The organism is Streptomyces sp. M41, from assembly GCF_043673425.1.
Classification (GTDB): domain Bacteria; phylum Actinomycetota; class Actinomycetes; order Streptomycetales; family Streptomycetaceae; genus Streptomyces.
On record NZ_JBIMKE010000014.1, the window covers coordinates 55,951 to 77,948 of the forward strand.

Below are 21,998 nucleotides of genomic sequence, written 5' to 3' on the forward strand. Positions count from 1 at the left end.
CGGCTTTGTGGCTTGTGTCCGTGTTGCAACGCAAGCGGACCGCTGCCAGTCTTGGCACGTGGATGTCACGCATGCCCGCGGACTGCGGGACTCCTCGGCAGCGCCCCCTCGGTCACTCCCGTCGCCCTCGGGCACTACCGGACGCTCTGAGAGCGCTTATGCAATGTGACGACGGCCCACGACCCGTACCGGGACCGCCATCTGACGTCGCGTCGGTCGACGTGCTCGTGCGGGCCCTGAGTGAACTTCAGCGCCCGGAGTCCGGCCGCCCCGGCGTGCTGCTCGTGGTGGACAGTCATGTGACCATGCGGGTCTGGGAGGACACGGTCGCCCGACTGGCCGAGTCGCTGGCCCGCGAGGAGCGGCTGGGTGAGATCTCCACCGTACGGCTGCTGAGTTCCGACGACACCGAGCCGGCCCGGATCCGGCTGGAGCACCTTCCGCCCGCCGACGCCGGAGCCCGGGTGGTGCTGGTGCTGACCGACGGGCTGGCCGCGGGCTGGCGTTCGGACGCGGTGCTGCCGCTGCTGCGCGAACTGGGCCGGAGCGAGCCGCTCGCGATCCTGCATCTGCTGCCGCAGCGGCTGTGGTTCCGCACCGGTCTGGACGTGTACCGCATGCGGCTGCGTACGGCACGCCCCTGGGCGTCGAACGACTCCCTGGGCTGGGAGCTGCGAACCTCCCCCCTGGAACCCGTCGACGAACCCGCCGCCCGGGTCGGTGTGGTGCCCGTCCCCGTGCTGGAGCTGACCGAGCGCTCCATGGCCTGTTGGGCCGCCCTGGTGGCCGGGCGGGCCCACGACTGGGTGGAGATGTCCGGTGTCCGGGCCCGTGACTGGAAGCGGCGGCCGGACGCCGCGCGGGCGGTGCCCTGGATCGAGGACGTCCCCGACCCCGCCAGCGCCGTACGGCCGTGGGAGCGGGTCTCGGAGTTCCGGGCCGCCGCGTCCCCGACCGCGTTCGCACTGGCCACCAGGCTCGCCGCGGCGCCGTTGACACTGCCGGCGATGAGAGCCGTGACCGCCTCGGTCCCGGGGGCCGGGCCGGAGCATCTCACCGAGCTGCTGATGAGCGGACTCGTGCGGCCCGCGGGCGCGGACGCCGAGCGGGCCGCCGACGTGGCCTATGTCTTCGGCCCCGACATCCGCCAGGAGTTACTGGCGCTGTCCCGCCGCCGTGACACCGCCCGGGTGCTGCACGACATGCGGGAGCTGCTCGCGCAGCGCCGGGCGGACACCGAGGCGGGGCCGCCCGCTGCGGAGGAACCGCTCGAGACGAGCGATGTGCCGTCCGTGACTCGGCTGAACGTGGCGTTCCTGCGGGTCGAACTGGCCGCGCTGCGCGCCCTGTCCGGGCGCTTCCTGCCCCGCGCCGAGCGGCTTGAACGCGCATTGCGCGCATACGACCGGCAGAACAGCGTCAGCTTGCGCAAGGGCCCGGGCGGCCGGGCCGGGCGCCCGGGCCGCGCCGCTGTGCCGCACCCCACCGAACAGAGGTCCACGAGGCCCCCGACAACTTCAGAAGGAGCGACGACGATGGCCACCACGCAGCAGCCCACAGTGGGGAGCGGGCCTTCGACACAGCCGCGTATCTGGGGGAACATCCCCCCGCGCAACCCGAACTTCACCGGCCGCGTGGACCTTCTGGAACGACTGAGCGAACGCCTTCGCGAGGGCACCACGACCGTGCTGCCCGAGGCCATCCACGGCATGGGCGGCGTCGGCAAGACACAGCTGGCCATCGAGTACGCCTATCGCCACCAGTCCGAGTACGACATCGTCTGGTGGATCCCGGCCGAGCGGCCCGGGCAGATCGGGCAGGCGCTGGTGGAGCTCGCCCAGCGGCTCGGCCTGGTCTCCAGTGCCGAGGCCAACATCGCCGGCCCGGCGCTGCGTGAGGCGCTGCGCGAGGGACGGCCGTACTCCCGCTGGCTGCTGATCTTCGACAACGCCGACAGCCCCGAGCGGGTGCGTGAGTACTTCCCCACCGGGGGGAGCGGGACCATCCTGGTCACCTCGCGCAACCGGCGGTGGAGCGTGGTCGGTCCGTCGCTCGAGGTCGATGTCTTCACCCGTGAGGAGAGCAAGGAGCTGCTGCGCCGTTCGGGGCCGATCGGCGACGACCTCGAGGACGCCGACGCGGACCGGCTGGCCGAGGCGCTCGGCGACCTCCCGCTCGCTCTGGAACAGGCGGCCGCCTGGCGTGCGGAGACCGGAATGCCGGTGTCGGAGTACCTGCGCCTGTTCGAGCACAAGCGCAGCGAACTGCTGGAGGTCTCGCCGCCCCCGGACTACCAGCTGCCGGTCGCCGCGGCCTGGAACGTCTCCCTGGACCGCCTGGAGACCCGCAGCCCGACCGCCCTTCGGCTGCTCCAGCTGTGCTCCTACTTCGCGCCCGACCCCATCTCCCGCTCCATCTTCTCCGGCCTCGGCGGCGGCAGCATCGACCCGGAGCTCGACCGGGCGCTCAACGACCCGATGCGGCTGGCGCGCGCCGTGCGCGAGATCAACCGGTACTCCCTGGCTCGCATAGACCACCGGACCAACTCGATCGAGATGCACCGTCTCGTCCAGGCCGTACTGATCAACCGCATGACCACCGAGGAGCAGAACCGCATGCGCAACGGGGCTCACACGCTCCTGGCCGCCGCCGACCCGAAGGGCCCCAACCAGGCGGCCAACTGGCCTCGCTACGCCGAGCTCTACGGCCATGTCATCGCCTCGCGGGCCATCGAGTCCGACCAGGCGTGGGTCCGTGAGCTCGTGCGGAACGTCGCCAAGTACCTCTGGTTCTGGGGCGACCACGACGTCGCGCTCGAATTCACCGAGCAGGCCTACCAGACATGGGAGGAGATGTTCGGTGAGGAGGACCAGCAGACCCGGCTGATGGGCTTCTGGATGGGCTACCTCTATCTGAAGCTGGGCCGGCTGGACGAGGCGTCGGAAGTGGCCGCCCGGCTCAAGGACGTCTACGCCCGCACCGCTCCCGAGGGCCAGGAGGACACCCGCGAGGACGCGCTGGAGGCGCTGAACTTCGAGGCGGCGGTACGGCGTGCCCAGGGGTTCTTCACCGCCGGTGCCGAACTGGACGAGATGGTCTACGACCGGGCCCGCCGGGCCTTCGGCGAGGACGACCCCGCCACGCTGGTCACCGCGCACAACCTCGGTGTGAGCCTGCGGCTGATCGGTGACTTCCGGCGCGCGCTGGAACTAGACCGGCACACCCATGCCATGAAGACGCGGCTGTTCGGCCGGGACCATCAGCAGTCCCTGACGACCGAGGCCAGCATCGCCGTCGATGTGCGGGAGGCCGGGGACTACGTCGGCGCGCGGTCCCTTCAGCAGGCGGTCGTCGACGGCTACCGGGCCAGCTTCGGGCCCGGCAACCCGACGACCCTGCAGACCCTGCGTCAGTTGAGCGCGGCCTGCCGCAAGGAGGGCGACCACGCCACCGCGCTGGAGCTGGCGCGCGAGGCCTTCGACCAGTTCACCCGCCGCTACGGCGACCTGCACCCGGAGTCCCTTGCGGCTGCCCTGGCCCTGTCGGTGGCGTTGCGGCACAACGGGGAACTGGAAGAGGCGCGCGACGAGGGCAAGAAGGCGTGTGAGCTCTTCCGTGAGATCTTCAGCTCCGACCATCCGCACGTCCTGGCTGCCGATGTCGACCTGGCGGTGACCCTGCGTCTGCTGGGCCGGGCGGAGGAGGCCAGGCAACTGGACGAGGCGGCGCTGGAGTCACTCACCGGGCGGCTCGGGGAGAGCCATCCGATCGTGCTGGCCTGCGCCAACAATCTGGCGAGCGATCTCGCCGCGCTGGGGCGGGTGGAGGAGGCCCGGCAGCTCGGTGAGAAGACGGTGGCGCTGTGCCGGGCCCGGCTCGGTGAGGACCATCCGACCACGCTGGTGGGTGCGGCGAACCTCTCCCTGGACCTCATCGCCGTCGGCCAGGAGACCGAGGGCGAGGCGCTGCGCGCGGACGTCCTGGAGCGGATGGAACGGGTCCTGGACACGATCCGACTGGGCTCCGGAGAGCCCGAGACCGTACATCACCCGGCGACGGTCCAGGTACGCGCCCGAGTACGCACCAACTGCGACATCGACCCCATGCCGCTGTGACGTGAGTCCGGCCGGGGTGACGGCACCGGCCGGCTGACGGTGAACCGCGCCGGGTGGCGAGCCGGGTCGAGGCCCTGACGCAGGGTCGCGGCCCGTCGGTGCGCGATCGCCTTGATGGGGGCTTGGTGGAGCTGGAGCGGGTGGGCTGTCCGGTGGGGATGCGCCGGGCCTGGTGGTGAGCCGCGGTCGGGGCGGTGGGGTGGGTGCCGGGGTGCCCGTTGGTTCTGGCGGCGCGTGTGGGTCCGGTCGGATGGCGGGCAGGGTGACGCGGGCCGGTGGTGGGCGCGGGTCTGTTTCCGGGAGTGGTGTGGGAGCTGGGCTGCTGCTGGTGGTGCTGGTTGTGGTGCCTTTGGGGCGTGGGGGCAGCTGGCGGGTCGGCGGTGAACCGCGCCGAGTTGTGAGCCGCGTCGGGGGCGGTGGGGTGTGAGGTGGAGTGCCTCTGTGGGGTCTGGCGGGGGGCGGGTTGGGTGTGCCGGGCCGGGTGGTGAGTTGGGTCGGGGCGGTCGGGTGGGCCCCGGGGCCTGCGCGAAGTCTGGCGGCGCGTGTGGCTGTCAGGTGCGGGGTGTGCTGAGCCAGGTGGCGAGTTGGAGGGGGGTCGGGTGGGGGCCGGGGTGGTGGGACAGGGCCTTGTGGAGGGTGCGGGCCTGTTCCGGGTGGTGGCGTAGGAGGTGGGCTGCTGCGGGGGCGGTGCCGGTGGCGGTGAGGGCGCTGCCGAGTCCTGCCCAGGCGGCCGGGTGGCCCGGGTGTGCCGTGAGGTGGGCCAGGTAGGCGTGTTGGGCCGCCGTGGCGTCTCCGGCGGCCAGGAGGGCGTCGCCGGTGAGGGCTCCCGTGACCCGGTCCGCGGCCTTCTCGGGTTCCTCCTGTGGGCCGTCCGCGGTGAGGCGGTAGCGGACGAGGATCGCCACGCTGTCGAGCCCGCGCGCGGCGGGTTCGGGCACGACCTTCGGCTCGGCAGCCAAGGAGGGGGGCGGGCCGGGTGCCCCGTCCAGGTACGCCCGTACGGTCTCGTCCACCGCCGCCGGGGCGGGGCGCAGGTGGTGCGCCCGCCAGCGGGCGACATGGTCGGCGGCGCACAGCCGGGCCAGGGCCAGATGGTCCGTCGGCACGGGCTCCTGGAGCCATTGCGCGCAGTGGTCGCGCAGCGTGTCCAGCAAGGCGGCGCCGAGCGGGGTGAGCCGCGGATGGCGATGGATCTGTGCCATCGCCCTCGCCACCTGTTCCCGCCACAGCGCGAACTCGAAGTGCGCCAGGGCGGAGCCGTCGTCGGCGGCCCGGCGGTGGGCGCGCCAGAAGCGGGCGACCCCCACGAAGGCGTAGATGCCCTGGAGGAGCCCGGCCATGGGCCTGGGGTCGTCCCGCCAGGGTGCGTACCACAGGTCCGGGCCGAGGCCGTCGGCGTCGGACGACAGCGGCGTCAGATGCAGCAGTCCGCCCAGCTTGGTGTGCTGGAACTCGTGCACGAGGGTGGCGGCCAGCTGGACGGCGTCATCCGGTTCCGACGCCTCGATACCGCCGAACGCGTCGCCCGACGACACGCTGCGCGGCCGGAACCTCCCCCTCGCCGGCGTAGGACTCAGCGAGAGCACACCGCGCCGGATGGCCTCGGCCGTCCCCGGCTGTTGCCGCAGCAGCACCGTCCAGGCCCGCTCCAGCAGCCGCCGCCACTGCTCGGCGGCCCCCTCCGAGAGCGGGGTGGGCTCGGTGGGCTCCGGATACGTCCGGTACGGGTCCACGTCGTCCAGGACCAGCTCGAACCGACGGTCCGCCGGGCCCACCGCGAGCCGGCGCACCGGATGCCAGCCGGGCGCGGCGGAGTGCGGAGGGAGCGGCAGGGGGACCGTGGCGCCGGGCGTCTCGATCAGCGTGCGTCCGCCCTCGCTCCGTACCGTGGCCGTGGCCCAGGGCGTGGTGGTGGGCAGTACCGCGCAGCCGAGGGTCGGCAGGGGCACCCGGCCGTGCCGCACCGGCACCTCGACGGTGAAGTCCAGTCCCGCGCGCAGTCCGGCCACCGCGGCGAGGGCGCAGAAGTGGCCGAGTACGACCCACCGGGGCGGCTCGTCCCGTGGTGTCGTCCCGCGCACCTGGCGCAGCGCGGTGGCCAGCCACATGCCGGTCTGCGGATACAGCAGCAGGTCGTCGACGACGGACGGGGCGCGTCGCTGCGCCTCGCTGAGCAGGTCCCATGCGGGGCCGAGGCCGGCCGCGTCGTCGAGCATCCGCAACAGCAGCAGACGGCGGCTGAGTTCGGCCGCGAGGAGCAGGTCCACCGTCGCCGGACCGCCTTCACCGCGGATCAGTTCGGCGAGGGTGTCCGGTGGGAGGCGATGATGGGGCAGGAACGATTCAGCGCTCATCTACGCCCCAGCCGGTGCCAGCCCGGCTACTCCACGTTTCTGTAGTCACTGACACTGGCCGCCGGGTGGTCGATCCCTCGCAGCAGCTCCTGCAATGACGTGGCGAGAACTCGACCGTCAATGGAGCGCAGCGCTTCAAGAGACACCCCCGCGAGATCGACCAGATTGGACTCGACGGCGGCCACAGACGGCTCCATGACGGCCAAACCCCTTCCCTCCCCGACTGGTTGGTGGATGCGATCTGCCCACATCCCCCTGATAATGGCCCGCCGTACAGAGGATGAAACCCCGCGTCCGCACGGCGCCGCGATATCAGGTCAGCCTCTCCCGTCGGCTCGGCGGTGGCGTCGGGACAACTCCGCCGCCTCCTGGTCGAGGCGGGCCACGCCGGCCGAGCCGCCCTCCAACAAGCGTATGGCTTCGAGGAGTTGGTCCAGTGTGCCCCGGTAGCGCAGGCACGTCCGTACGATGCCGAAGACGTCCGGGCGCAGGGCGGGGGAGCGGGGGCTCATGGCGGCGATCACCGGGTCGATGCCGGCCAGGACGAGAGCGAGGGAAGTGCGGTCGCTGACCGTGGGGAGCGCCGTCAACGCGTCGACCAGGCCGTTGAGTTCGCGCAGGGGAAGATCGTCCGGGAGGTGGGTGAGGCCGGCCGGTGCCGTCGCTCCCGGATGCGGGGCGGACGCGTGGATGAGCTCGTCCGGCGTCGCGGGCAGCCCGGCATGCCGGTGCAGCAGGGCGAGTTCGGCGCCGGTCAGCAGGGCGTGCCAGCGGTCCACACGGACGGCGGCCAGCCTGCCCAGTCCGTCCGTGCGGTGGTGCGCGCTGACCAGGCCGACGAGGGTGCCGTCGTGCCAGACCGCCGCGCCGGACATGCCCTCCCACGGTGACCGGTCCGGCTCGGGGTCCGATCCGGGTGGGGTGACCGCGAGTTCGAGGGTGCCCTCGCGGCGGTTGGACAGCACCGACGTCAGCCCGGTCGCGTGACAGGAGTCGCGGTACTGGGACGGCGAGCCGTCGTCGAGCCGGCGCATCCGGTCCTCGCGCAGCTTGAACCGCGGGAAGCCCATGGCCGTGACCGGCAGTACGTCGTCCGCGTCGGACAGGGCGCCGTACGCGGGCGGGGACTCGGCGGCGGTCGCGTGCACGCCCGCCGGCACGGGCCCGGAGATCTCCAGGAGCGCCACATCGGCCTTGTCGGAGGCCAGCACCACGTCGACGGGCACCGTCCACTCGTCGGCCCGGTCGGCCTCGAAACGCACCCGCGTGGCCGCCGGGTCGGCGTCCCTGACGACGTGGGCCGCGGTGAGGACCCAGCGCCGCCCCACCCGGTATCCGGAACCACGGCGTCCGGTGCCCTGTGCCGTGCACGCGAGCACCTCCGCCACCCGCACCGGGTCCAGCCCGCGGCGCCCGTCCGCTGCCGGCATCGGCTCAGCGCTCCCGCTCGGCCTCGTCGCCGCCCACCCAGGGCGCCCGTCCGCCACCGCTGTGGGTGCGCGGATCGAGGGTCAGCTTGATCCGGTGGGTGACGTTGTCCGCCACCCGGCCGTCCGCGCCCGCCTCCACCACCCAGAAGCGGATCTTGCCGCCCGCCGTCGCCGACCGCTCCACCGCCACGGTCGCCTCCAACTCCACAGGGCCCACCTCGAAGTAGAGGTCCTCACCTGCCGCGGCGGTCCGCGCGGCGGTCAGTTCCCTGCGCAACTCCTCGATCATCTCCGCGAGTTCAATCACGAACGGGGCCTACCCGTATCGGCCTGCCGTCACTCGATCGGGGGCCGGTTCCGCGCTGTTGAGCTGTGCGAATCCTGTGATGCATTAGGGTGCTGAAGCGGCATGAAAACACCTGAAAATGTGATGGTCAGGATCATTGCGGGTATTCATCGCGATCCGTACTCATCGCATTCTCGTTGCACCTTCGATGCCGGCACCCTCACGTCAGCACTTTCACATCAGCACCCTTCACGTCAGCACCTTCACGTACGTCAGCACTTTCACTGTCACAAGGACGGGTCATGGAGAAGTCGTCGGTCGAGTCCGAGCTGATCGATCTCAGTGAGGTCCCCCTGGACGCCTGGCCGTCCCTCGACCTCTCCGGTGCCGAGGGCTCCATGCGGCGGCTGCTCAGCCGTATCGACGACCCGGCGAGCAGCCTCGGCGGCTACAACCCGCAGCGCGACGCGTAGGCCCCGCCTCCGTGTCCCGCACACCGCAGACCGACCGCCGCCCCCGCCGACACTCCCTGCCTCCCCGGTCGTTCGACGAACTGCTGGCGGGCGGCGGCGGTCCCGCGACCGTGGACGCGCTGCGGGCGAGTGAGCGCAGCTGGCGCCTGCTCGTCGTACGGGCCCTGCTGGACTCGGCCGTGGCGGCCCCCACCGGGCCGCTGCCCCCGCTCGGCGACGGCTGGCTGCTGCTGTCCAGGGCCCGGGCGGCGGACGAGGGCGCGGTGGAACGGCTGTTGCTCTATCCGCCCGTCGGCGTGTGGGCCGCGCATACGCTGCGCCGGCTGCGCGGGACCGCCGAGGACGACGCCCCTCTGTGGGCGGACACCGGTCACCTGCACGCGATCGCGGCCTGCGCGGCGATCCGCGCCGGCCTCGAATTCCGTACGACCGTCCCGGTCCGGCACGGCTGGGCGGTGCTTCCCTCGCTCGGGGCCATGCGTGTGCCCGGACCGGCGGAATGGTGCGTGGCCGAAGTCGTCGCCGGTGCCGAGGGCGTGCGCATCGGCGGGCGGCCACTGGCGGGGCCGGACTGGCACGGCCTGACCGAGCTGCGGACCGCCGGCTGCACCCTGCTGCTGGACGGCATCGATCCCTACCGCTCCCTGCGCCGACCGACGGCCCCCGAGCCCCCGGACCACGCCGCCGCCTGGCAGGAACTGTTCGGTGCGGCCTGGGAGATCCTGCGCGGCAGCGGCAGCGGCAGCGGCAGCGGTACCGAGGAGGCCGACGCGCTCGCCGGCGGGCTCGTCACGCTGGTGCCGCGACCGCGCGCCGAGCGGTTCCGGCCGCACAGTGCCTCCTCGGGCGACGCCTTCGGGGCCGCGCTGGCGTCGATGCCGGACGACGCCGAGCAGCTCGCGTCCACGCTGGTCCACGAGTTCCAGCACAACAAGCTCAGCGCCTTCATGCACCTGTTCACCCTGTACGACGACCGGAGCGCCGGGCTGCACTACGCCCCGTGGCGCGACGACCCCCGGCCGCTGGGCGGGTTGCTCCAGGGCGTGTACGCCTTCTTCGGCGTCACCGGGTTCTGGCGGCGGCGTACCCATGCGCTCGGGCAGTTCGAGTTCGCGCTGTGGAGGGCCCAGACGGCGTACGCGCTGCGGGCGATCGCCTCGGCGGAGGGGCTCACCGAGCTGGGCCGACGGCTGGTGGGCGAGCTGTCCCGGCGCCTGGAACCCTGGCTCGACGAGCCGGTCGACGCGCGGGCCCGGTCCGCCGCCGAGCTCGCGGTCGCGGACCACAGGGCGACCTGGCGGGCCCACCATCTGCGGCCCGATCCACGGGAGGTCGGCGCGCTCGCCGCGGCCTGGGCCGACGGGGACCCGCTCCCGTCCCCGACGACCGAGGGGACGCTCACCCCGGGCAGCCCGGCGCGCGGCTTCGACACGCGGGCGGTCCTGCTGCGCTGGTCGCTGGCCGACCCGGCGGGCTTCGAGGCGCTGCGCGACGACCCGGGCGGCACGGTGAGCGGGGCCCGGCCGGAGGACATCGCGCTGGTCACGGGGGATCCGGCCGGGGCACTGAGCGCCTGCCTCGCGCGCATCGGCCGCGGCGACGGCGACCCGGAGACCTGGGTGGGGCTCGGCCTGGCCGCCCGGGCCGCAGGTGACCCGGCGGGCGACGCTCTGCTCGCCCGCCCGCAGTGGGCGATGGCCCTGCACACGGAACTGGGGGGCCGGGCCGACCCGTTGCGGCTGGGCCGCGCCCTGGCGGGCGTCGACGTGACCCGCTGAGAGCGGGCGTCGACCTGACCGGTCGAGAGCGGGCGGTGCGGCGGTGAGAGCGGGCGGGGCGGTGAGAGCGGGCGGTGCGGCAGTGGGTCCGCCGTCAGCCGCCGCTGCCCAGTTTCGTCAGCGCCTCGTCCGTCAGGCGGTACACCGTCCACTCGTCCTGAGGGCGGGCACCGAGGGACTCGTAGAAGGCGATGGACGGGGTGTTCCAGTTGAGTACGGACCACTCCAGGCGCTCGTAGCCACGCTCCACGCACAGCCGGGCCAGTTCGGTGAGCAGGGCCTTGCCGTGTCCGGCACCTCGGGCCGTGGGGCGGACGTAGAGGTCCTCCAGGTAGATGCCGTGGACGCCACGCCAGGTGGAGAAGTTCAGGAACCAGATGGCACAGCCGACGGTCTCGCCGGTCGCGTCGTCGGCCGCGATGTGCGCGTAGGCGGCCGGGCGGTCGCCGAAGAGGGCCTCATGGAGCTGCTCCGGCGTGGCCTTCGCCTCGTGCGGGGCCTTCTCGTACTCGGCGAGCTCACGGATCAGGGCGTGCAGGGCGGGGATGTCGTCGGGTGCGGCGGTGCGGATCATGCCGTGAGGTTAACCGCGTGGCTCGCGCAGCCGCCGGGCGATTTCCAGATGCTGCTCCTCCGGCGCGTTGCCGTCCTCGACGTCCCACAGCGCGTTCTGGAGCAGCCGGCCGTACGTCCAGGCACGCGCGCGTGCCCGGTCCAGGCCGAGGACGTCGGTCATGGCGTCGAAGCGCCAGCGCACGTCGGCGGCGTCGAAGCGGTTGGCGAGGGCGGGCCACAGCTCGAAACCCGGGTCGCCGGCGAGCGGTTTGGGGTCGATGGCGAGCCATGGGGCGCGCGCGGAGGCGAGGACGTTCTCGTCGTGCAGATCCCAGTGCAGCAGTCGGTCGCCGGGCTCGTCGACGACCTCCCGTACGGCGGCGGCGCAGTCGGCGACCGTGCGGCGGGTTCGCGGGTCGGGGATCTGCCGCAGCGCCCCCGGGGTCTGCTCCAGCATGTCCCGCGCGATGTCGCCGAGGCGGCGCAGCCCGGTGGGCGCGGCGAACGACGTCAGATGCGCCAGCAGGCGGGCGATGACCAGGACGGACTCATGGACGTCCGGGAGGTGGGCGAGCATGCGGTCCGGGTCGAGGCGTTCGAGGAGCATGGTGCCGCTCGCCTCGTCGTGGCCGAGGAGGCGTACCGCCCCGTCGCCGTCCCACCGGCGCAGGGCCACCGGCTCGCCCGCGCTCTCCTCGTCGAGGAGTTGGAGCTTCAGCACGGCGCGGGTGCCGTCGGCCGCCGTGACCGGCAGGATCAGGGCCGACCAGCCGTGCATCGGCGGGCCGTCGACGCGCAGGCCCCAGCGCCGCAGGAACTCCGCCGCCAGTTCCGGCAGCCGTGCGATGAACGCCCGCCCCTCATCGCCGTTGACCTCCGCCTGTACCGCCGCGAGTTCCTCCGGGATGTCGATCACTTTGGGGACCCTACTGGTGTACCGGAATCGGCTCACTCCAATTAACGTCCTCGCATGAGCAGCTCGGACAGTGGTGCCGTCAACGGCGGCATCTCCTACTGGTACGCGGACGACGGCCTCCCCGAGGTGCGCGAGCCGCTGGCGGGGGACGCCTCCGCGGACGTCGTGATCGTGGGCGGCGGGTACACGGGACTGTGGACCGCGTACTACCTGAAGAAGGCGGCCCCCTTCCTGCGGATCACCGTCCTGGAGCAGAAGTTCTGCGGATACGGGGCCTCCGGGCGCAACGGCGGCTGGCTGTACAACGGCATCGCGGGCCGCGACCGGTACGCGAAACTGCACGGCCACGAGGCGGCCGTACGGCTCCAGCAGGCCATGAACGACACCGTCGAGGAGGTCGTCCGGGTCGCGGCGGCCGAGGGCATCGACGCCGACGTCCACAAGGGCGGCGTCCTGGAGGTCGCCCGTACACCGGCCCAGTGGGCGCGGCTGAAGGCATTCCACGAGCACGAACTGGCGTACGGCGAGAAGGACCGTGCGCTCTACGGCGCTAGGGAGACGGCGGAGCGGATCAAGGTCGCGGACGCGGTCGGCTCCACCTGGACACCGCACGGCGCGCGGCTGCACCCGGTGAAGCTGGTGAAGGGCCTCGCGGCGGCCGTGGCGGCGCTCGGCGTCACCATCCACGAGCTGACACCGGTCACGGAGATCCGGCCGAAGCACGCCGTCACGCCGTACGGCACGGTCCGCGCCCCTTATGTGCTGCGCTGCACCGAGGGGTTCACGGCCGCGCTGAAGGGGGAGAAGCGGACCTGGCTGCCGATGAACTCCTCGATGATCGCCACCGAGCCGCTGACCGGCGAACAGTGGGAGTCGGTGGGGTGGGCGGGGCTGGAGACGCTCGGCGACATGGCCCACGCCTACATGTACGCCCAGCGCACGGCCGACCGGCGGATCGCGCTGGGCGGGCGCGGAGTGCCGTACCGCTTCGGGTCCCGCACCGACAACGACGGGCGGACCCAGGCCGAGACGGTGGCGGCGCTGCGCGAGATCCTCGTCCGGTTCTTCCCGTCGCTGGCCGGGGTGCGCGTCGAGCACGCCTGGTCCGGTGTGCTCGGGGTGCCGCGCGACTGGTGTGCGACGGTGACACTGGACCGGTCGAGCGGGCTCGGCTGGGCGGGCGGTTACGTCGGCTCGGGCGTGGCCACGGCGAACCTCGCCGCGCGGACGCTGCGGGACCTGGTCCAGCTGGACTCGGGGCAGGGCGGCCCGACCGGGCTCACCGAACTGCCCTGGGTGGGGCACAAGGTGCGCAAATGGGAACCGGAGCCCTTCCGGTGGCTCGGGGTGCACGGGCTGTACGCCACCTACCGGGCCGCGGACCGGCGGGAGGACCTCACCAACCGCGCCGAGCCCTCGAAACTGGCGCGGATCGCCGACCGGGTGGCCGGGCGGCACTGAGCGCAACCCCCAACGGGACGTGGAGCCCGCGCCGACGACGTACTCCTACCAGTGGTACGCAGACGGCAGGACGATCAGTGGTGCGTGGACGGGGGAGGGGCTCCGCGGTCCGAGGGGGCCCCTCCTCCGTCTGTGCAGCGGGTCCTGGGCCACCGGCTCCGGTACCGGCCTCACCTGGCCAGAAGACCACGATCCGGGATGGGTCGCATCCGGGGCGCCCCCTGTGCCGGCGGCCGGGATGCCGGGCTCCGGCAGGACGCGCGGCCGGTCATGGCTCCAGCACCACCTTGCCGGTGGTCCGGCGGGTCTCGAGGGCGCGGTGGGCGGCCGTAGCCGCGGCGAGCGGGAAGCGCTGCACGGCCGGGGTGAGGCGGCCCGCGGCGGCCTCGGCGAGAGCGCGCAGTTCCAGGGTCCGCACGGGGTTGGGGCCGCCGGCCTTCTGCATCATCACCGGGCCGAGCACCTCCTCGGAGACACCGTCGACGAGGTAGGGCTCGCCGTCGTGCAGCCCCGCGCCGGACCAGCCGAAGACGACGTGTCTGCCGCCGGGGCCGAGCAGGGCGACCGACTCACGGGCGACCTCGCCGCCGACGCCGTCGAACACCACGGTCGCCGGGCGCCCGCCCAGGAAGGCGCGGACCTTCCCGGGCCACGCGGGGTCGGTGTAGTCGACGGCGAGATCGGCACCGTTCTCCCGCACGAGCGCGGCCTTGCGCGGTCCGCCCGCGAGGCCGACGACGACGGCGCCGGCGTTCTTGGCGTACTGCACGAGCAGGGTGCCGATGCCGCCGGCCGCCGCTGGGATCACGGCCACCGCATCCGGGCCGAGCTCGGCGAACTGGAGGATCCCCATCGCCGTACGGCCCGTGCCGATCATGGCGACGGCCTCGGCGAAGTCGAGATGCGCCGGGATCTCGTGGACGCGCTCGACATCGGTGACGGCGAGCTCGGCGTAGCCGCCCGGCGCGAACCCGAGGTGGGCGACGACGCGTTTGCCGAGCCAGAGCGCGGCCACGCCCTCCCCGAGGGACTCGACGACGCCGGCGACCTCGCGGCCGGGGATCGTGGGCAGGACGGGCGGCTCGGGCGCCGGGCCCCGGAGACCCTCGCGCAGGGCCGTGTCGAGCAGATGGACACCGGCCGCCTCGACGGCGATCCGGATCTGGCCGGGGCCCGGTACCGGGTCGTCGACCTGCTCGTAGGTGAGGTTCTCGGCCGGGCCGAACGTGTGCAGGCGGATGGCGTGCATGGGTCCCCCATCGGATGTGCCTTGCGTGACGTGCCTTGCGTGACGTGCCCTGTGTGCGGTGCGGGGGGCGGCAGGAGGTCACCGCCGCACCCGCCTCGGAGGAGGCAGCTCGATGCTGCAACCTCAAGCACGCTCGAGGTCAAGGGTGTGCCGGCCGAGGGCCAGGGACACGGCCGTGAGCGCGCTGTTGAAGGACACCTCGGACAGGACGCCGGGCGCGGCGACCTGGTCGCCCGCCAGATAGACGCCGTCGCCCCGGTCCACGGCCGGACGGTCCCGCCAGCTCGTGCCGGGCAGGTCGACGGCACCGGTGCGGCCGTTCGCGACGGCCTCGCGCCGCCAGGTGACCCGTGTGCGCCAGCCCGGGAAACCGAGGTCGAGAAGCTGCTCGGCCCGCGCCACGCCGTCCGCCTTCGACTCGTGCGGCGCGAGCGGCAGCTGCCCCTGGATCAGCTGTTCGCCGGCCGGTGCCAGCGACCGGTCCTGCGCGGTGAACCGCTCCAGCCATCCCGTCCCGTCGAGATCGGACACGGCGAAGGCGTCCTGGCGCCGGGTGCGCACCGCCAGGTCGACGAGTGCGGTACGGCCGCTCGTCCAGGTCAGGGAGTCGTCCTTGAGCAGTCGGCGGGCGGCGTCGAGGGAGGTGGCGACGACCACGGGCGTGTCGGTCGGCAACTCGTCGACGCGGGACAGCGTCTCCATCCGCACCCCGAGGTTCCAGGCCCGGGCCGCCATCCGGTCGATGAGGGACGCCCAGCCGCCCCTCGGGTAGTGCGCCTCGGGCGGCAGCTTGGTGGCCCGGCGCAGCCGCTCCTGCACGAACGCGGCGGACAACGCGCCGGGATCGTGGTGGAACAGGGCCACGGCGGAGTAGTGCGCGGCGGCCCGGGCGCCCTCCTCGCCGGCGACACCGGTCGCCCAGGTCATGAAGTCGACGTCGACGGGTGCCGGCGGCAGCCCGCGCCGCAGCAGTTTGAGCATGGCGAACGGCGGCGTACGGCGCAGCACACCGCGGTGCCGCAGCCGCAGCCGCGCCGCCTCCAGGGGCGGGATCGGCGCGAGCGGCCCGATCAGGTCCCGCTGCCTGAGCCAGGCCCAGTGCGGGCCGCCGTTGTACAAGGCGTGCGGCCCCTCGTTCGTCCGGTACGGCCCCTCGGCGGTGCGCGCCCGGCCGCCGAGGGTGTGGTGGGCTTCGTGCACGGTGACCTTGGCGCCGGCCTCGGCGGCGGAGATGGCCGCGGTGAGCCCGGCGAAACCGCCGCCGATCACGGTGATCCGGGTGATCCGGTGCATGACTGGGATGCTCCCTCTGCTCGGGGTCGCGTTTCTCGCGCTGTCTTCGTGAGTACGACGGGACGGGGGCCGTGGAATGTGACATCGGGGGGCGCTGTCAGTGGTGGGGTGCAGCATGGGGGCATGGTGAGGAGAGCGATGGGTGACCGTGGCGGTCCTGGGCGGGGCGGTGTGAAGGGCGCGCGGCGGCCCGAGGTGCGGCTGCCGCCGCTGGAGCCCTTCCGCGGCGGGCGGTTGGAGCCGGACGGGGACTACGACGGCCTGGACTTCCAGGAGGAGGACCTCGCCGGGCAGGACGGCGGCGGCGCCCGCTTCATGGACTGCGCCCTGCGGGGCTGCGTCCTGGACGAGACGGGCCTTCGGCACGCCCGGATCCTCGACTCCGTCCTCACCGCCCCGCGGGGCGTCGGCACCGACCTCGCCGAGTCGACCCTGCGCGATGTGGAGGTGATCGACGCCCGTCTGGGCGGGGCGCAGCTGCATGGCGCGGTGCTGGAGCGGGTCGTGGTGCGCGGGGGCAAGATCGACTATCTGAACCTGCGCAAGGCCAAGCTCAAGGACGTCGTCTTCGACAGCTGCGTCCTGGTCGAGCCGGACTTCGGGGGTGCCCGGCTGGAGCGCGTGGAGTTCGTGGACTGCGCGTTGAAGAGGGCGGACCTCAGCGGGGCGACCCTGACGGACGTGGACCTGCGCCGCGCGGCCGAGCTGGACGTCTCGCGGGGCGTGGACCGGCTGGCGGGGGCGGTGATCAGCCCCTCGCAACTGCTCCACCTGGCTCCGGTGTTGGCGGCGGAGATGGGGCTGCGGGTGGAGACGGAGTAAGAGGGCGAGCCGGGGGACGAGTAAGAGTGCGAGCGGGGGGACGAGTAGGAGGACGAGCGGGGGACGAGTAGGAGGACGAGTAGGTAAGAGGCGGGTGGGCGTGTATGCTTGATCTTGAGCTGGTCGCCGGAACTCCCGGCGGACGGTGCTGCGTTGGTGGTCCAAGGAAAGACGCCCCGCTTCCTGCGGGGAAATGCAGGTGCAAGGCCTGCCCGGCGCTCCGATGACGAGCCCCTCCCGTACCGACGGGAGGGGCTCGTCCGTTGTCACGGCCGGCCGGTCAGCCGGCCGGCCCGCTCGCAGCTAGCCCACCCGCGGGAAGCGCGCCTGGAGCGTCCAGATCGCCGGGTTCTCGCCCAGATCCTCGTGCAGGTCGACCAGGTCGGCGATCAGGTCGTGCAGGAAGTCACGTGCCTCGCGGCGCAGTTCGGTGTGCGAGAAGGTCAGCGGGGCCTCCTCCGCCGGCATCCAGTCCGCCTCGATGTCCACCCAGCCGAACCGGCGCTCGAAGAGCATGCGGTCCGTGGACTCGGTGAAGTCCAGTTCCGCGTGCTGCGGGCGGGAGGCTCGGGAGCCGGCCGGGTCCTGGTCCAGCCGCTCGGCGATGTCGCACAGCGCCCAGGCGAAGTCGAGCACCGGCACCCATCCCCAGGCTGTGGACAGCTCCCGGTCCGCCTTGGTGTCGGCGAGGTAGACGTCCCCGCAGAACAGGTCGTGCCGCAGGGTGCGGACGTCCGCGCGGCGGTAGTCCGTCTGCGGCGGGTCCGGGAAGCGAGTGGAGAGGGCGTAGCCGATGTCGAGCACGGAGGTGATGGTGTCACGCTCCACCTCATAGGATCACTGGCGTGTCCCGTTTCGCGCCCGTTGCCCTGACTGTCACCTCCGCCCTGCTCGTCCTCACGGCGTGCGGTGGCGGCGTCGAGGGCACCCCGGGCGGCTCCGGCCTGCGCGATCCCTACTTCCCCAAGGCCGGCAACGGCGGCTACGACGTCACGCACTACGCCCTCGACCTGGCCTACGCCCCCGACGACCGCCGACTCTCCGGTACCGCTGACATCACCGCACGCGCCACCCAGGACCTCTCCGCCCTCAATCTCGACCTGCTGGGCATGGACGTGGAGCGCGTCACCGTGGAGGGCGAGCGCGCCCGCTGGAGCCGCAACGGCCAGGAGCTGGTCGTACGTCCGCGCGACGACCTCGACGAGGGCGAGACCTTCCGGCTCACCGTCCGCTACTCCGGCACCCCCGAGACCCTCACCGACCCCGACGGATCGGAGGAAGGCTGGCTTCCCGGGTCGGGCGGCGCGCTCGCGCTCGGGGAACCGACCGGGTCCATGGCGTGGTTCCCCGGCAACCACCACCCGTCCGACAAGGCGGCGTACGACATCGCGATCACCGTGCCGGAGGGCCTGAAGGCCGTCTCCAACGGGGAGTTGACGCACCGCGGCACCCGGGACGGCCGTACGACGTTCCGGTGGCACACCGGCGAGCCCATGGCCGGTTACCTCGCCATGCTCGCCATCGGCGAGTACGACCTCCGCCGCTCCACCGTGGCCACGGAGGCCGACGGCGAGCTGCCCGTGCTCACCGCGGTCGCCCCCGCGCAGGCCGACGCGAGCCGTGCCGTGCTCGACCGGTTGCCCGAGGTCATGGAGTGGGCCGAGGACAACTTCGGCCCCTACCCCTTCTCCTCCACCGGCGCGGTCGTCGCCCCCGAGAGCGCCGCCGAATACGCCCTGGAGACCCAGAACCGGCCCGTCTTCCCCGGCGCCCCGGGCACCGAGCTGTTCGTGCACGAGCTCGCCCACCAGTGGTTCGGCAACTCCGTGACGCCGAAGAGCTGGCGCGACATGTGGCTCAACGAGGGCTTCGCCACGTATGCCGAGTGGCTGTGGCAGGAGGACGCCGACGGCGACAGCGCGCAGGAGACCTTCGACGCCCTGTACGACCACGGCGAGGACGAGCACGAGGACCTGTGGTCCTTCCCGCCCGCGGAGCCGACGAGCGCCGCGCACATCTCCGGTGCCCCCGTCTATCAGCGCGGCGCGATGGTCCTCCACAAGATCCGCCAGGCCGTCGGGGACGACACCTTCCACGAGATCGTCCAGGGCTGGGCGGCCGACCACCGGCACGGGAACGCGGACACCGAGGACTTCACGGCGTATGTGGAGGGGAAGGCCCCGGACGCGGATCTCAGCGCCGTCTGGGAGGACTGGCTGTACGGCGAGGGAAAGCCCGACCGGCCGTAACGTTCAGGCGCCCTCGCCCTCGCCCTCGCCCTCGCCTCAGCCTTCGGTCGCTGTCGCGCCCGCGTCCCGCTCGTCCAGCAGCCGGGCCAGGTCCGGGGGCCACAGCGGCTCGGGGGCGTCGGCCAGTTCCGCGCGGGTCCACCAGCGCCAGGTGAGGATGCCGTCGGCGGCGTGGGCCGCGGCGAGGTGGGGGCCGGTCGGGGCGCGGTGCGGGCCCTGGGTGACGTAGACGTGCTCGTGCTGGTGGACCGGGGTGCCCGCGTGCGTGAAGTCGTGCTCCCAGGTGCACAGCAGGGGGCCCGGCTCCAGGTCCGTCCAGCCGGTCTCCTCGCGCAGTTCACGCAGGGCGCCCTCGCGGGGTGTCTCGTCCGCCTCCAGACCGCCGCCGGGCAGGGCCCAGTGGACGCCGACCTCGGAGTTGTCGTAGCGGAAGAGGAAGACCGAGCCCTCGGGGTCGAGCACGGCCACGCGGGCGGCTCGGCGGGGGGTGCGCGGGGTGGGCGGGGTGTGCGGGGGGTCGGCCAGCGACTTGCGCAGGACCGTGCAGGCGCGGTCGAGTTGGCGGTCCCTTCCGTAGCCGATCGTCTCGTAGCCGAGCGTGCTCCAGAAGGCCAGGGCCTCGGGGTTGCTGTCGAGGACGGCCAGGCGTACGGCGGTGCGGCCCGTCGTGCGGAAGCGGTCCTCGACGAGGGTGGCCAGCTTGCGGCCGTGTCCCTGGCCGTGGGCGGTCGCGTCCACCATCAGCAGCCCGATCCACGGGTCCGGGTCGACCGGGTCCGGGTGCCGGTCCAGGGTGACGGCGATGCCGACCAGGCGGCCCTCGCTGCGGGCGAGCAGCACGCCCGCCCCCGGGGCCGCCAACTCCTCGGCCAGCGCTGCGGCCACCTGCTCCGGGCGGACGTCGTCCGGGTTCGGGAAGTCACCGCTGAGCGCGTGGAAGTCGCGGTTGGAGGCGTAGAGGGCGGTGAGTTCGGTCAGGACCGGGGCGGGGATGTCGTGGTCGGGGGTGAGGGGGAGGGGGTCGAGTATCACGTGGGCAACCTTTCGCGGGCCTGGGTGAAGCGTCCGGAACGCGGGAACCCCCGGCCGGGCGGCCGGGGGTTCCGTACAGCGTGCGGTGGGCTCAGACGTTCACGCCGAAGTCCTGCGCGATGCCGACCAGGCCCGAGGCGTAGCCCTGGCCGACGGCGCGGAACTTCCACTCGGCGCCGTTGCGGTAGAGCTCGCCGAAGACCATGGCGGTCTCGGTGGCCGCGTCCTCCGACAGGTCGTAGCGCGCGATCTCGGCGCCGCCGGCCTGGTTGACGATGCGGATGTAGGCGTTGCGGACCTGGCCGAAGTTCTGCGAGCGGTTCTCCGCGTCGTAGATCGAGACCGGGAAGACGATCTTGTCGACGTCGGCCGGGAGGCCGGCCAGGTTGACGTTGATCGCCTCGTCGTCGCCCGCGCCCTCGCCGGTGCGGTTGTCACCGGTGTGGACGATGGTGCTGTCCGGGGTCTGCTTGTTGTTGAAGAAGACGAAGTGGGCGTCCGAGTAGACCTTGCCCGTGGGGTTGACCGCGATCGCCGAGGCGTCGAGGTCGAAGTCCGTGCCGGTGGTGGTGCGGACGTCCCAGCCGAGGCCCACGGTGACGGCGGTCAGGCCCGGAGCCTCCTTGGTGAGCGAGACGTTGCCACCCTTGGACAGGCTTACAGCCATTGTTGGGAGTCCCTTCCCTCGTTGCGGTACGGCTAGACGCTACAGCTACCCCTATGAACGCGGAGAGGGGTGCCGGAGGTTCCAGGTGTCTTTACTTTCTTTGCCAAAGAGCACCCGTAGGGCTCCAGGAGCACCCGAAGGAGCCGGGAGCACCCGAAGGGAGCCGGGAGCACCCGAAGGATCAGGATCAGAAGCACCCGAAGGATCAGGAGCACCCGCGGGCGGGGCCCGCGAGCATCCCTAGGGTCCGGAGGGATATTCGGGTGACGTGGACCGGACAGGACGGGGAACATGGACGGCATGTCCGGTCCTCACGTCATCCGTGGCTCCGTCTCGCTCCCCGAGGCCGAGCTCATGTGGCGTTTCTCGCGATCGAGCGGCCCCGGCGGGCAGCACGTCAACACCAGTGACTCGCAGGTCGAGCTGCGGTTCGACCTGGCGAGCACCGAGGCGCTGCCCGAGGTGTGGAAGGAGCGGGCGCTCCAGCGGCTGGCCGGGCGGCTGGTCGACGGCGTCCTCACCGTCCGCGCCTCCGAGCACCGCTCGCAGTGGCGCAACCGCGAGACCGCCGCCGTACGCCTCGCGGCGCTGCTCGCCGAGGCGACGGCCCCGCCCCCCAAGCCCCGCAAGCCCACCCGGATCCCTCGCGGCATCAACGAACGCCGGCTGAGGGAGAAGAAGCAGCGCGCGCAGACGAAGCGGGGACGGTCGGGGCGGGACTGGGGGTAGGGCACCGGTCGGTACCGGTAGGCGGCAGGCACCGGCAGGTGCACCGCCCGGGTCAGCCGAGTTCCAGCACGCCCACGGTCTCGCCCTCGCTCTTCTCGCCGTTGGGTCGGAAGCCGAGGCCGAGGTAGAAGTCCTCCGGGCCGTCGGCGCCGGGGTGCCAGGTGACGTAGCACTGATCGCCGCCCCGGCGGCGGATCTCCGCGGCCACCGACTCGACCGCGAACCGGCCGTAACCGCGGCCCTGTTCCTCGGCGGAGATGTTCAGCCGCCACAGTCCGGAGCGCAAGACCGTGCCGTTCTCGTACCAGTCGATGTCGAAGAAGGCCATCAGAAACCCGACCGGGCGGCCGTCGTCGACGATCAGACGCGGCCAGGCGACGCCGGGGTGCACGTATGCCTCGGCGAGGGACCGCATGACGGGGGAGACCGCGTGTTCCTGGTCGGGGCGGACCCGTATGCCGGTTGCGGCCTCGAAGTTTCCGGGTGTGATCTTTTCGAGGCGCGGAGATGAAGTGGTGGACGTCATCCCGGAACGGTAAGCGGGATGATCAACCGCATGCCATGCAATTGCGTTCCCGCACCACCGGGA

At 72.7% G+C, this 21,998-nt stretch carries 19 protein-coding genes; 7 read left to right on the forward strand and 12 right to left on the reverse strand.

The genetic code is table 11. The annotated features are described in order from the left end of the window. Positions 1–221: 221 nt before the first annotated feature. Entirely contained in the window at positions 222–4,115 is a 3,894-nt protein-coding gene (gene fxsT, locus ACHBTE_RS18895; RefSeq protein WP_394725094.1) for an FxSxx-COOH system tetratricopeptide repeat protein, read from the forward strand. Between the two features lie 551 nt (positions 4,116–4,666). Here the strand turns inward: fxsT and ACHBTE_RS18900 are convergent. From ACHBTE_RS18900 to ACHBTE_RS18915, 4 genes are all read right to left on the reverse strand, one after another. Beyond that, entirely contained in the window at positions 4,667–6,469 is a 1,803-nt protein-coding gene (locus ACHBTE_RS18900) for an HEXXH motif domain-containing protein (RefSeq protein WP_394725095.1), read from the reverse strand. A gap of 26 nt (positions 6,470–6,495) precedes the next feature. Continuing rightward, positions 6,496–6,654: a hypothetical protein gene (locus ACHBTE_RS18905; RefSeq protein WP_394725096.1), complete on the reverse strand. Its 159-nt coding sequence runs from the start codon at positions 6,652–6,654 to the stop codon at positions 6,496–6,498. A gap of 132 nt (positions 6,655–6,786) precedes the next feature. Next, positions 6,787–7,899, reverse strand: a complete 1,113-nt coding sequence (locus ACHBTE_RS18910) for a trypsin-like peptidase domain-containing protein (protein ID WP_394725098.1) — start codon at positions 7,897–7,899, stop codon at positions 6,787–6,789. Positions 7,900–7,903: 4 nt separating this feature from the next. Next, positions 7,904–8,206 (reverse strand): trypco2 family protein, encoded by a 303-nt coding sequence (locus ACHBTE_RS18915; protein WP_394725099.1) that lies wholly within the window; start codon positions 8,204–8,206, stop codon positions 7,904–7,906. 281 nt (positions 8,207–8,487) lie between these two features. Between ACHBTE_RS18915 and ACHBTE_RS18920 the strand changes: the two genes are divergently transcribed. After that, positions 8,488–8,658, forward strand: a complete 171-nt coding sequence (locus ACHBTE_RS18920) for a hypothetical protein (RefSeq protein WP_394725100.1) — start codon at positions 8,488–8,490, stop codon at positions 8,656–8,658. Positions 8,659–8,669: 11 nt separating this feature from the next. Then, positions 8,670–10,436, forward strand: coding sequence for an HEXXH motif domain-containing protein (locus ACHBTE_RS18925; RefSeq protein ID WP_394725101.1), 1,767 nt, complete (start codon positions 8,670–8,672; stop codon positions 10,434–10,436). A gap of 94 nt (positions 10,437–10,530) precedes the next feature. Here the strand turns inward: ACHBTE_RS18925 and ACHBTE_RS18930 are convergent, their stop codons facing one another. Both ACHBTE_RS18930 and ACHBTE_RS18935 read right to left on the reverse strand, forming a co-directional pair. Continuing rightward, the gene (locus ACHBTE_RS18930; protein WP_394725102.1) at positions 10,531–11,010 is read right to left on the reverse strand and encodes a GNAT family N-acetyltransferase; all 480 of its coding nucleotides are present in this window, start codon (positions 11,008–11,010) and stop codon (positions 10,531–10,533) included. A gap of 9 nt (positions 11,011–11,019) precedes the next feature. Next, entirely contained in the window at positions 11,020–11,943 is a 924-nt protein-coding gene (locus ACHBTE_RS18935) for an aminoglycoside phosphotransferase family protein (protein ID WP_394725103.1), read from the reverse strand. Between the two features lie 18 nt (positions 11,944–11,961). On the opposite strand from ACHBTE_RS18935, the gene ACHBTE_RS18940 reads away from it, so the two are divergent. After that, on the forward strand, positions 11,962–13,368 hold the full coding sequence (locus ACHBTE_RS18940) for an NAD(P)/FAD-dependent oxidoreductase (protein WP_394725104.1): 1,407 nt from the start codon (positions 11,962–11,964) through the stop codon (positions 13,366–13,368). 268 nt (positions 13,369–13,636) lie between these two features. Here ACHBTE_RS18940 and ACHBTE_RS18945 read toward each other — a convergent pair whose 3' ends face one another. Beyond that, positions 13,637–14,617 carry a zinc-binding dehydrogenase gene (locus tag ACHBTE_RS18945; protein ID WP_394725106.1) on the reverse strand — a complete coding sequence of 327 codons (981 nt, stop codon included), beginning with the start codon at positions 14,615–14,617 and terminating at the stop codon, positions 13,637–13,639. 123 nt (positions 14,618–14,740) lie between these two features. Further along, positions 14,741–15,901 (reverse strand): FAD-dependent oxidoreductase, encoded by a 1,161-nt coding sequence (locus tag ACHBTE_RS18950; RefSeq protein WP_394725222.1) that lies wholly within the window; start codon positions 15,899–15,901, stop codon positions 14,741–14,743. A gap of 132 nt (positions 15,902–16,033) precedes the next feature. On the opposite strand from ACHBTE_RS18950, the gene ACHBTE_RS18955 reads away from it, so the two are divergent. Further along, positions 16,034–16,732, forward strand: a complete 699-nt coding sequence (locus ACHBTE_RS18955) for a pentapeptide repeat-containing protein (protein WP_394725107.1) — start codon at positions 16,034–16,036, stop codon at positions 16,730–16,732. A gap of 303 nt (positions 16,733–17,035) precedes the next feature. On the opposite strand, the gene ACHBTE_RS18960 is transcribed toward ACHBTE_RS18955, so the two are convergent. After that, entirely contained in the window at positions 17,036–17,536 is a 501-nt protein-coding gene (locus tag ACHBTE_RS18960; protein WP_394725223.1) for a hypothetical protein, read from the reverse strand. Between the two features lie 41 nt (positions 17,537–17,577). On the opposite strand from ACHBTE_RS18960, the gene ACHBTE_RS18965 reads away from it, so the two are divergent. Beyond that, complete coding sequence (locus ACHBTE_RS18965; protein ID WP_394725108.1) at positions 17,578–18,981, forward strand: M1 family metallopeptidase; 1,404 nt, start codon at positions 17,578–17,580, stop codon at positions 18,979–18,981. A gap of 36 nt (positions 18,982–19,017) precedes the next feature. Here ACHBTE_RS18965 and ACHBTE_RS18970 read toward each other — a convergent pair whose 3' ends face one another. Next, positions 19,018–20,013 (reverse strand): GNAT family N-acetyltransferase, encoded by a 996-nt coding sequence (locus tag ACHBTE_RS18970; RefSeq protein ID WP_394725109.1) that lies wholly within the window; start codon positions 20,011–20,013, stop codon positions 19,018–19,020. A 91-nt stretch (positions 20,014–20,104) separates the two neighbouring features. Next, complete coding sequence (locus ACHBTE_RS18975; RefSeq protein WP_030050335.1) at positions 20,105–20,680, reverse strand: TerD family protein; 576 nt, start codon at positions 20,678–20,680, stop codon at positions 20,105–20,107. A gap of 291 nt (positions 20,681–20,971) precedes the next feature. On the opposite strand from ACHBTE_RS18975, the gene arfB reads away from it, so the two are divergent. After that, positions 20,972–21,409 carry an alternative ribosome rescue aminoacyl-tRNA hydrolase ArfB gene (gene arfB / locus ACHBTE_RS18980; RefSeq protein WP_394725110.1) on the forward strand — a complete coding sequence of 146 codons (438 nt, stop codon included), beginning with the start codon at positions 20,972–20,974 and terminating at the stop codon, positions 21,407–21,409. Positions 21,410–21,461: 52 nt separating this feature from the next. Here the strand turns inward: arfB and ACHBTE_RS18985 are convergent, their stop codons facing one another. Then, a complete protein-coding gene (locus ACHBTE_RS18985) occupies positions 21,462–21,935 on the reverse strand; it encodes a GNAT family N-acetyltransferase (protein WP_394725112.1) in 474 nt (157 codons plus the stop codon). Positions 21,936–21,998: the final 63 nt, after the last annotated feature.

What these genes read in the sequence shown, in the direction of transcription:
- ACHBTE_RS18900 (WP_394725095.1), bottom strand. Translation starts at nt 6,469, where the DNA reads ATGAGCGCTGAATCGTTCCTGCCCCATCATCGCCTCCCACCGGACACC.
- ACHBTE_RS18910 (WP_394725098.1), bottom strand. Translation starts at nt 7,899, where the DNA reads ATGCCGGCAGCGGACGGGCGCCGCGGGCTGGACCCGGTGCGGGTGGCG.
- ACHBTE_RS18920 (WP_394725100.1), top strand. Translation starts at nt 8,488, where the DNA reads ATGGAGAAGTCGTCGGTCGAGTCCGAGCTGATCGATCTCAGTGAGGTC.
- ACHBTE_RS18930 (WP_394725102.1), bottom strand. Translation starts at nt 11,010, where the DNA reads ATGATCCGCACCGCCGCACCCGACGACATCCCCGCCCTGCACGCCCTG.
- ACHBTE_RS18940 (WP_394725104.1), top strand. Translation starts at nt 11,962, where the DNA reads ATGAGCAGCTCGGACAGTGGTGCCGTCAACGGCGGCATCTCCTACTGG.
- ACHBTE_RS18945 (WP_394725106.1), bottom strand. Translation starts at nt 14,617, where the DNA reads ATGCACGCCATCCGCCTGCACACGTTCGGCCCGGCCGAGAACCTCACC.
- ACHBTE_RS18955 (WP_394725107.1), top strand. Translation starts at nt 16,034, where the DNA reads ATGGTGAGGAGAGCGATGGGTGACCGTGGCGGTCCTGGGCGGGGCGGT.
- ACHBTE_RS18975 (WP_030050335.1), bottom strand. Translation starts at nt 20,680, where the DNA reads ATGGCTGTAAGCCTGTCCAAGGGTGGCAACGTCTCGCTCACCAAGGAG.
- arfB (WP_394725110.1), top strand. Translation starts at nt 20,972, where the DNA reads ATGGACGGCATGTCCGGTCCTCACGTCATCCGTGGCTCCGTCTCGCTC.
- ACHBTE_RS18985 (WP_394725112.1), bottom strand. Translation starts at nt 21,935, where the DNA reads ATGACGTCCACCACTTCATCTCCGCGCCTCGAAAAGATCACACCCGGA.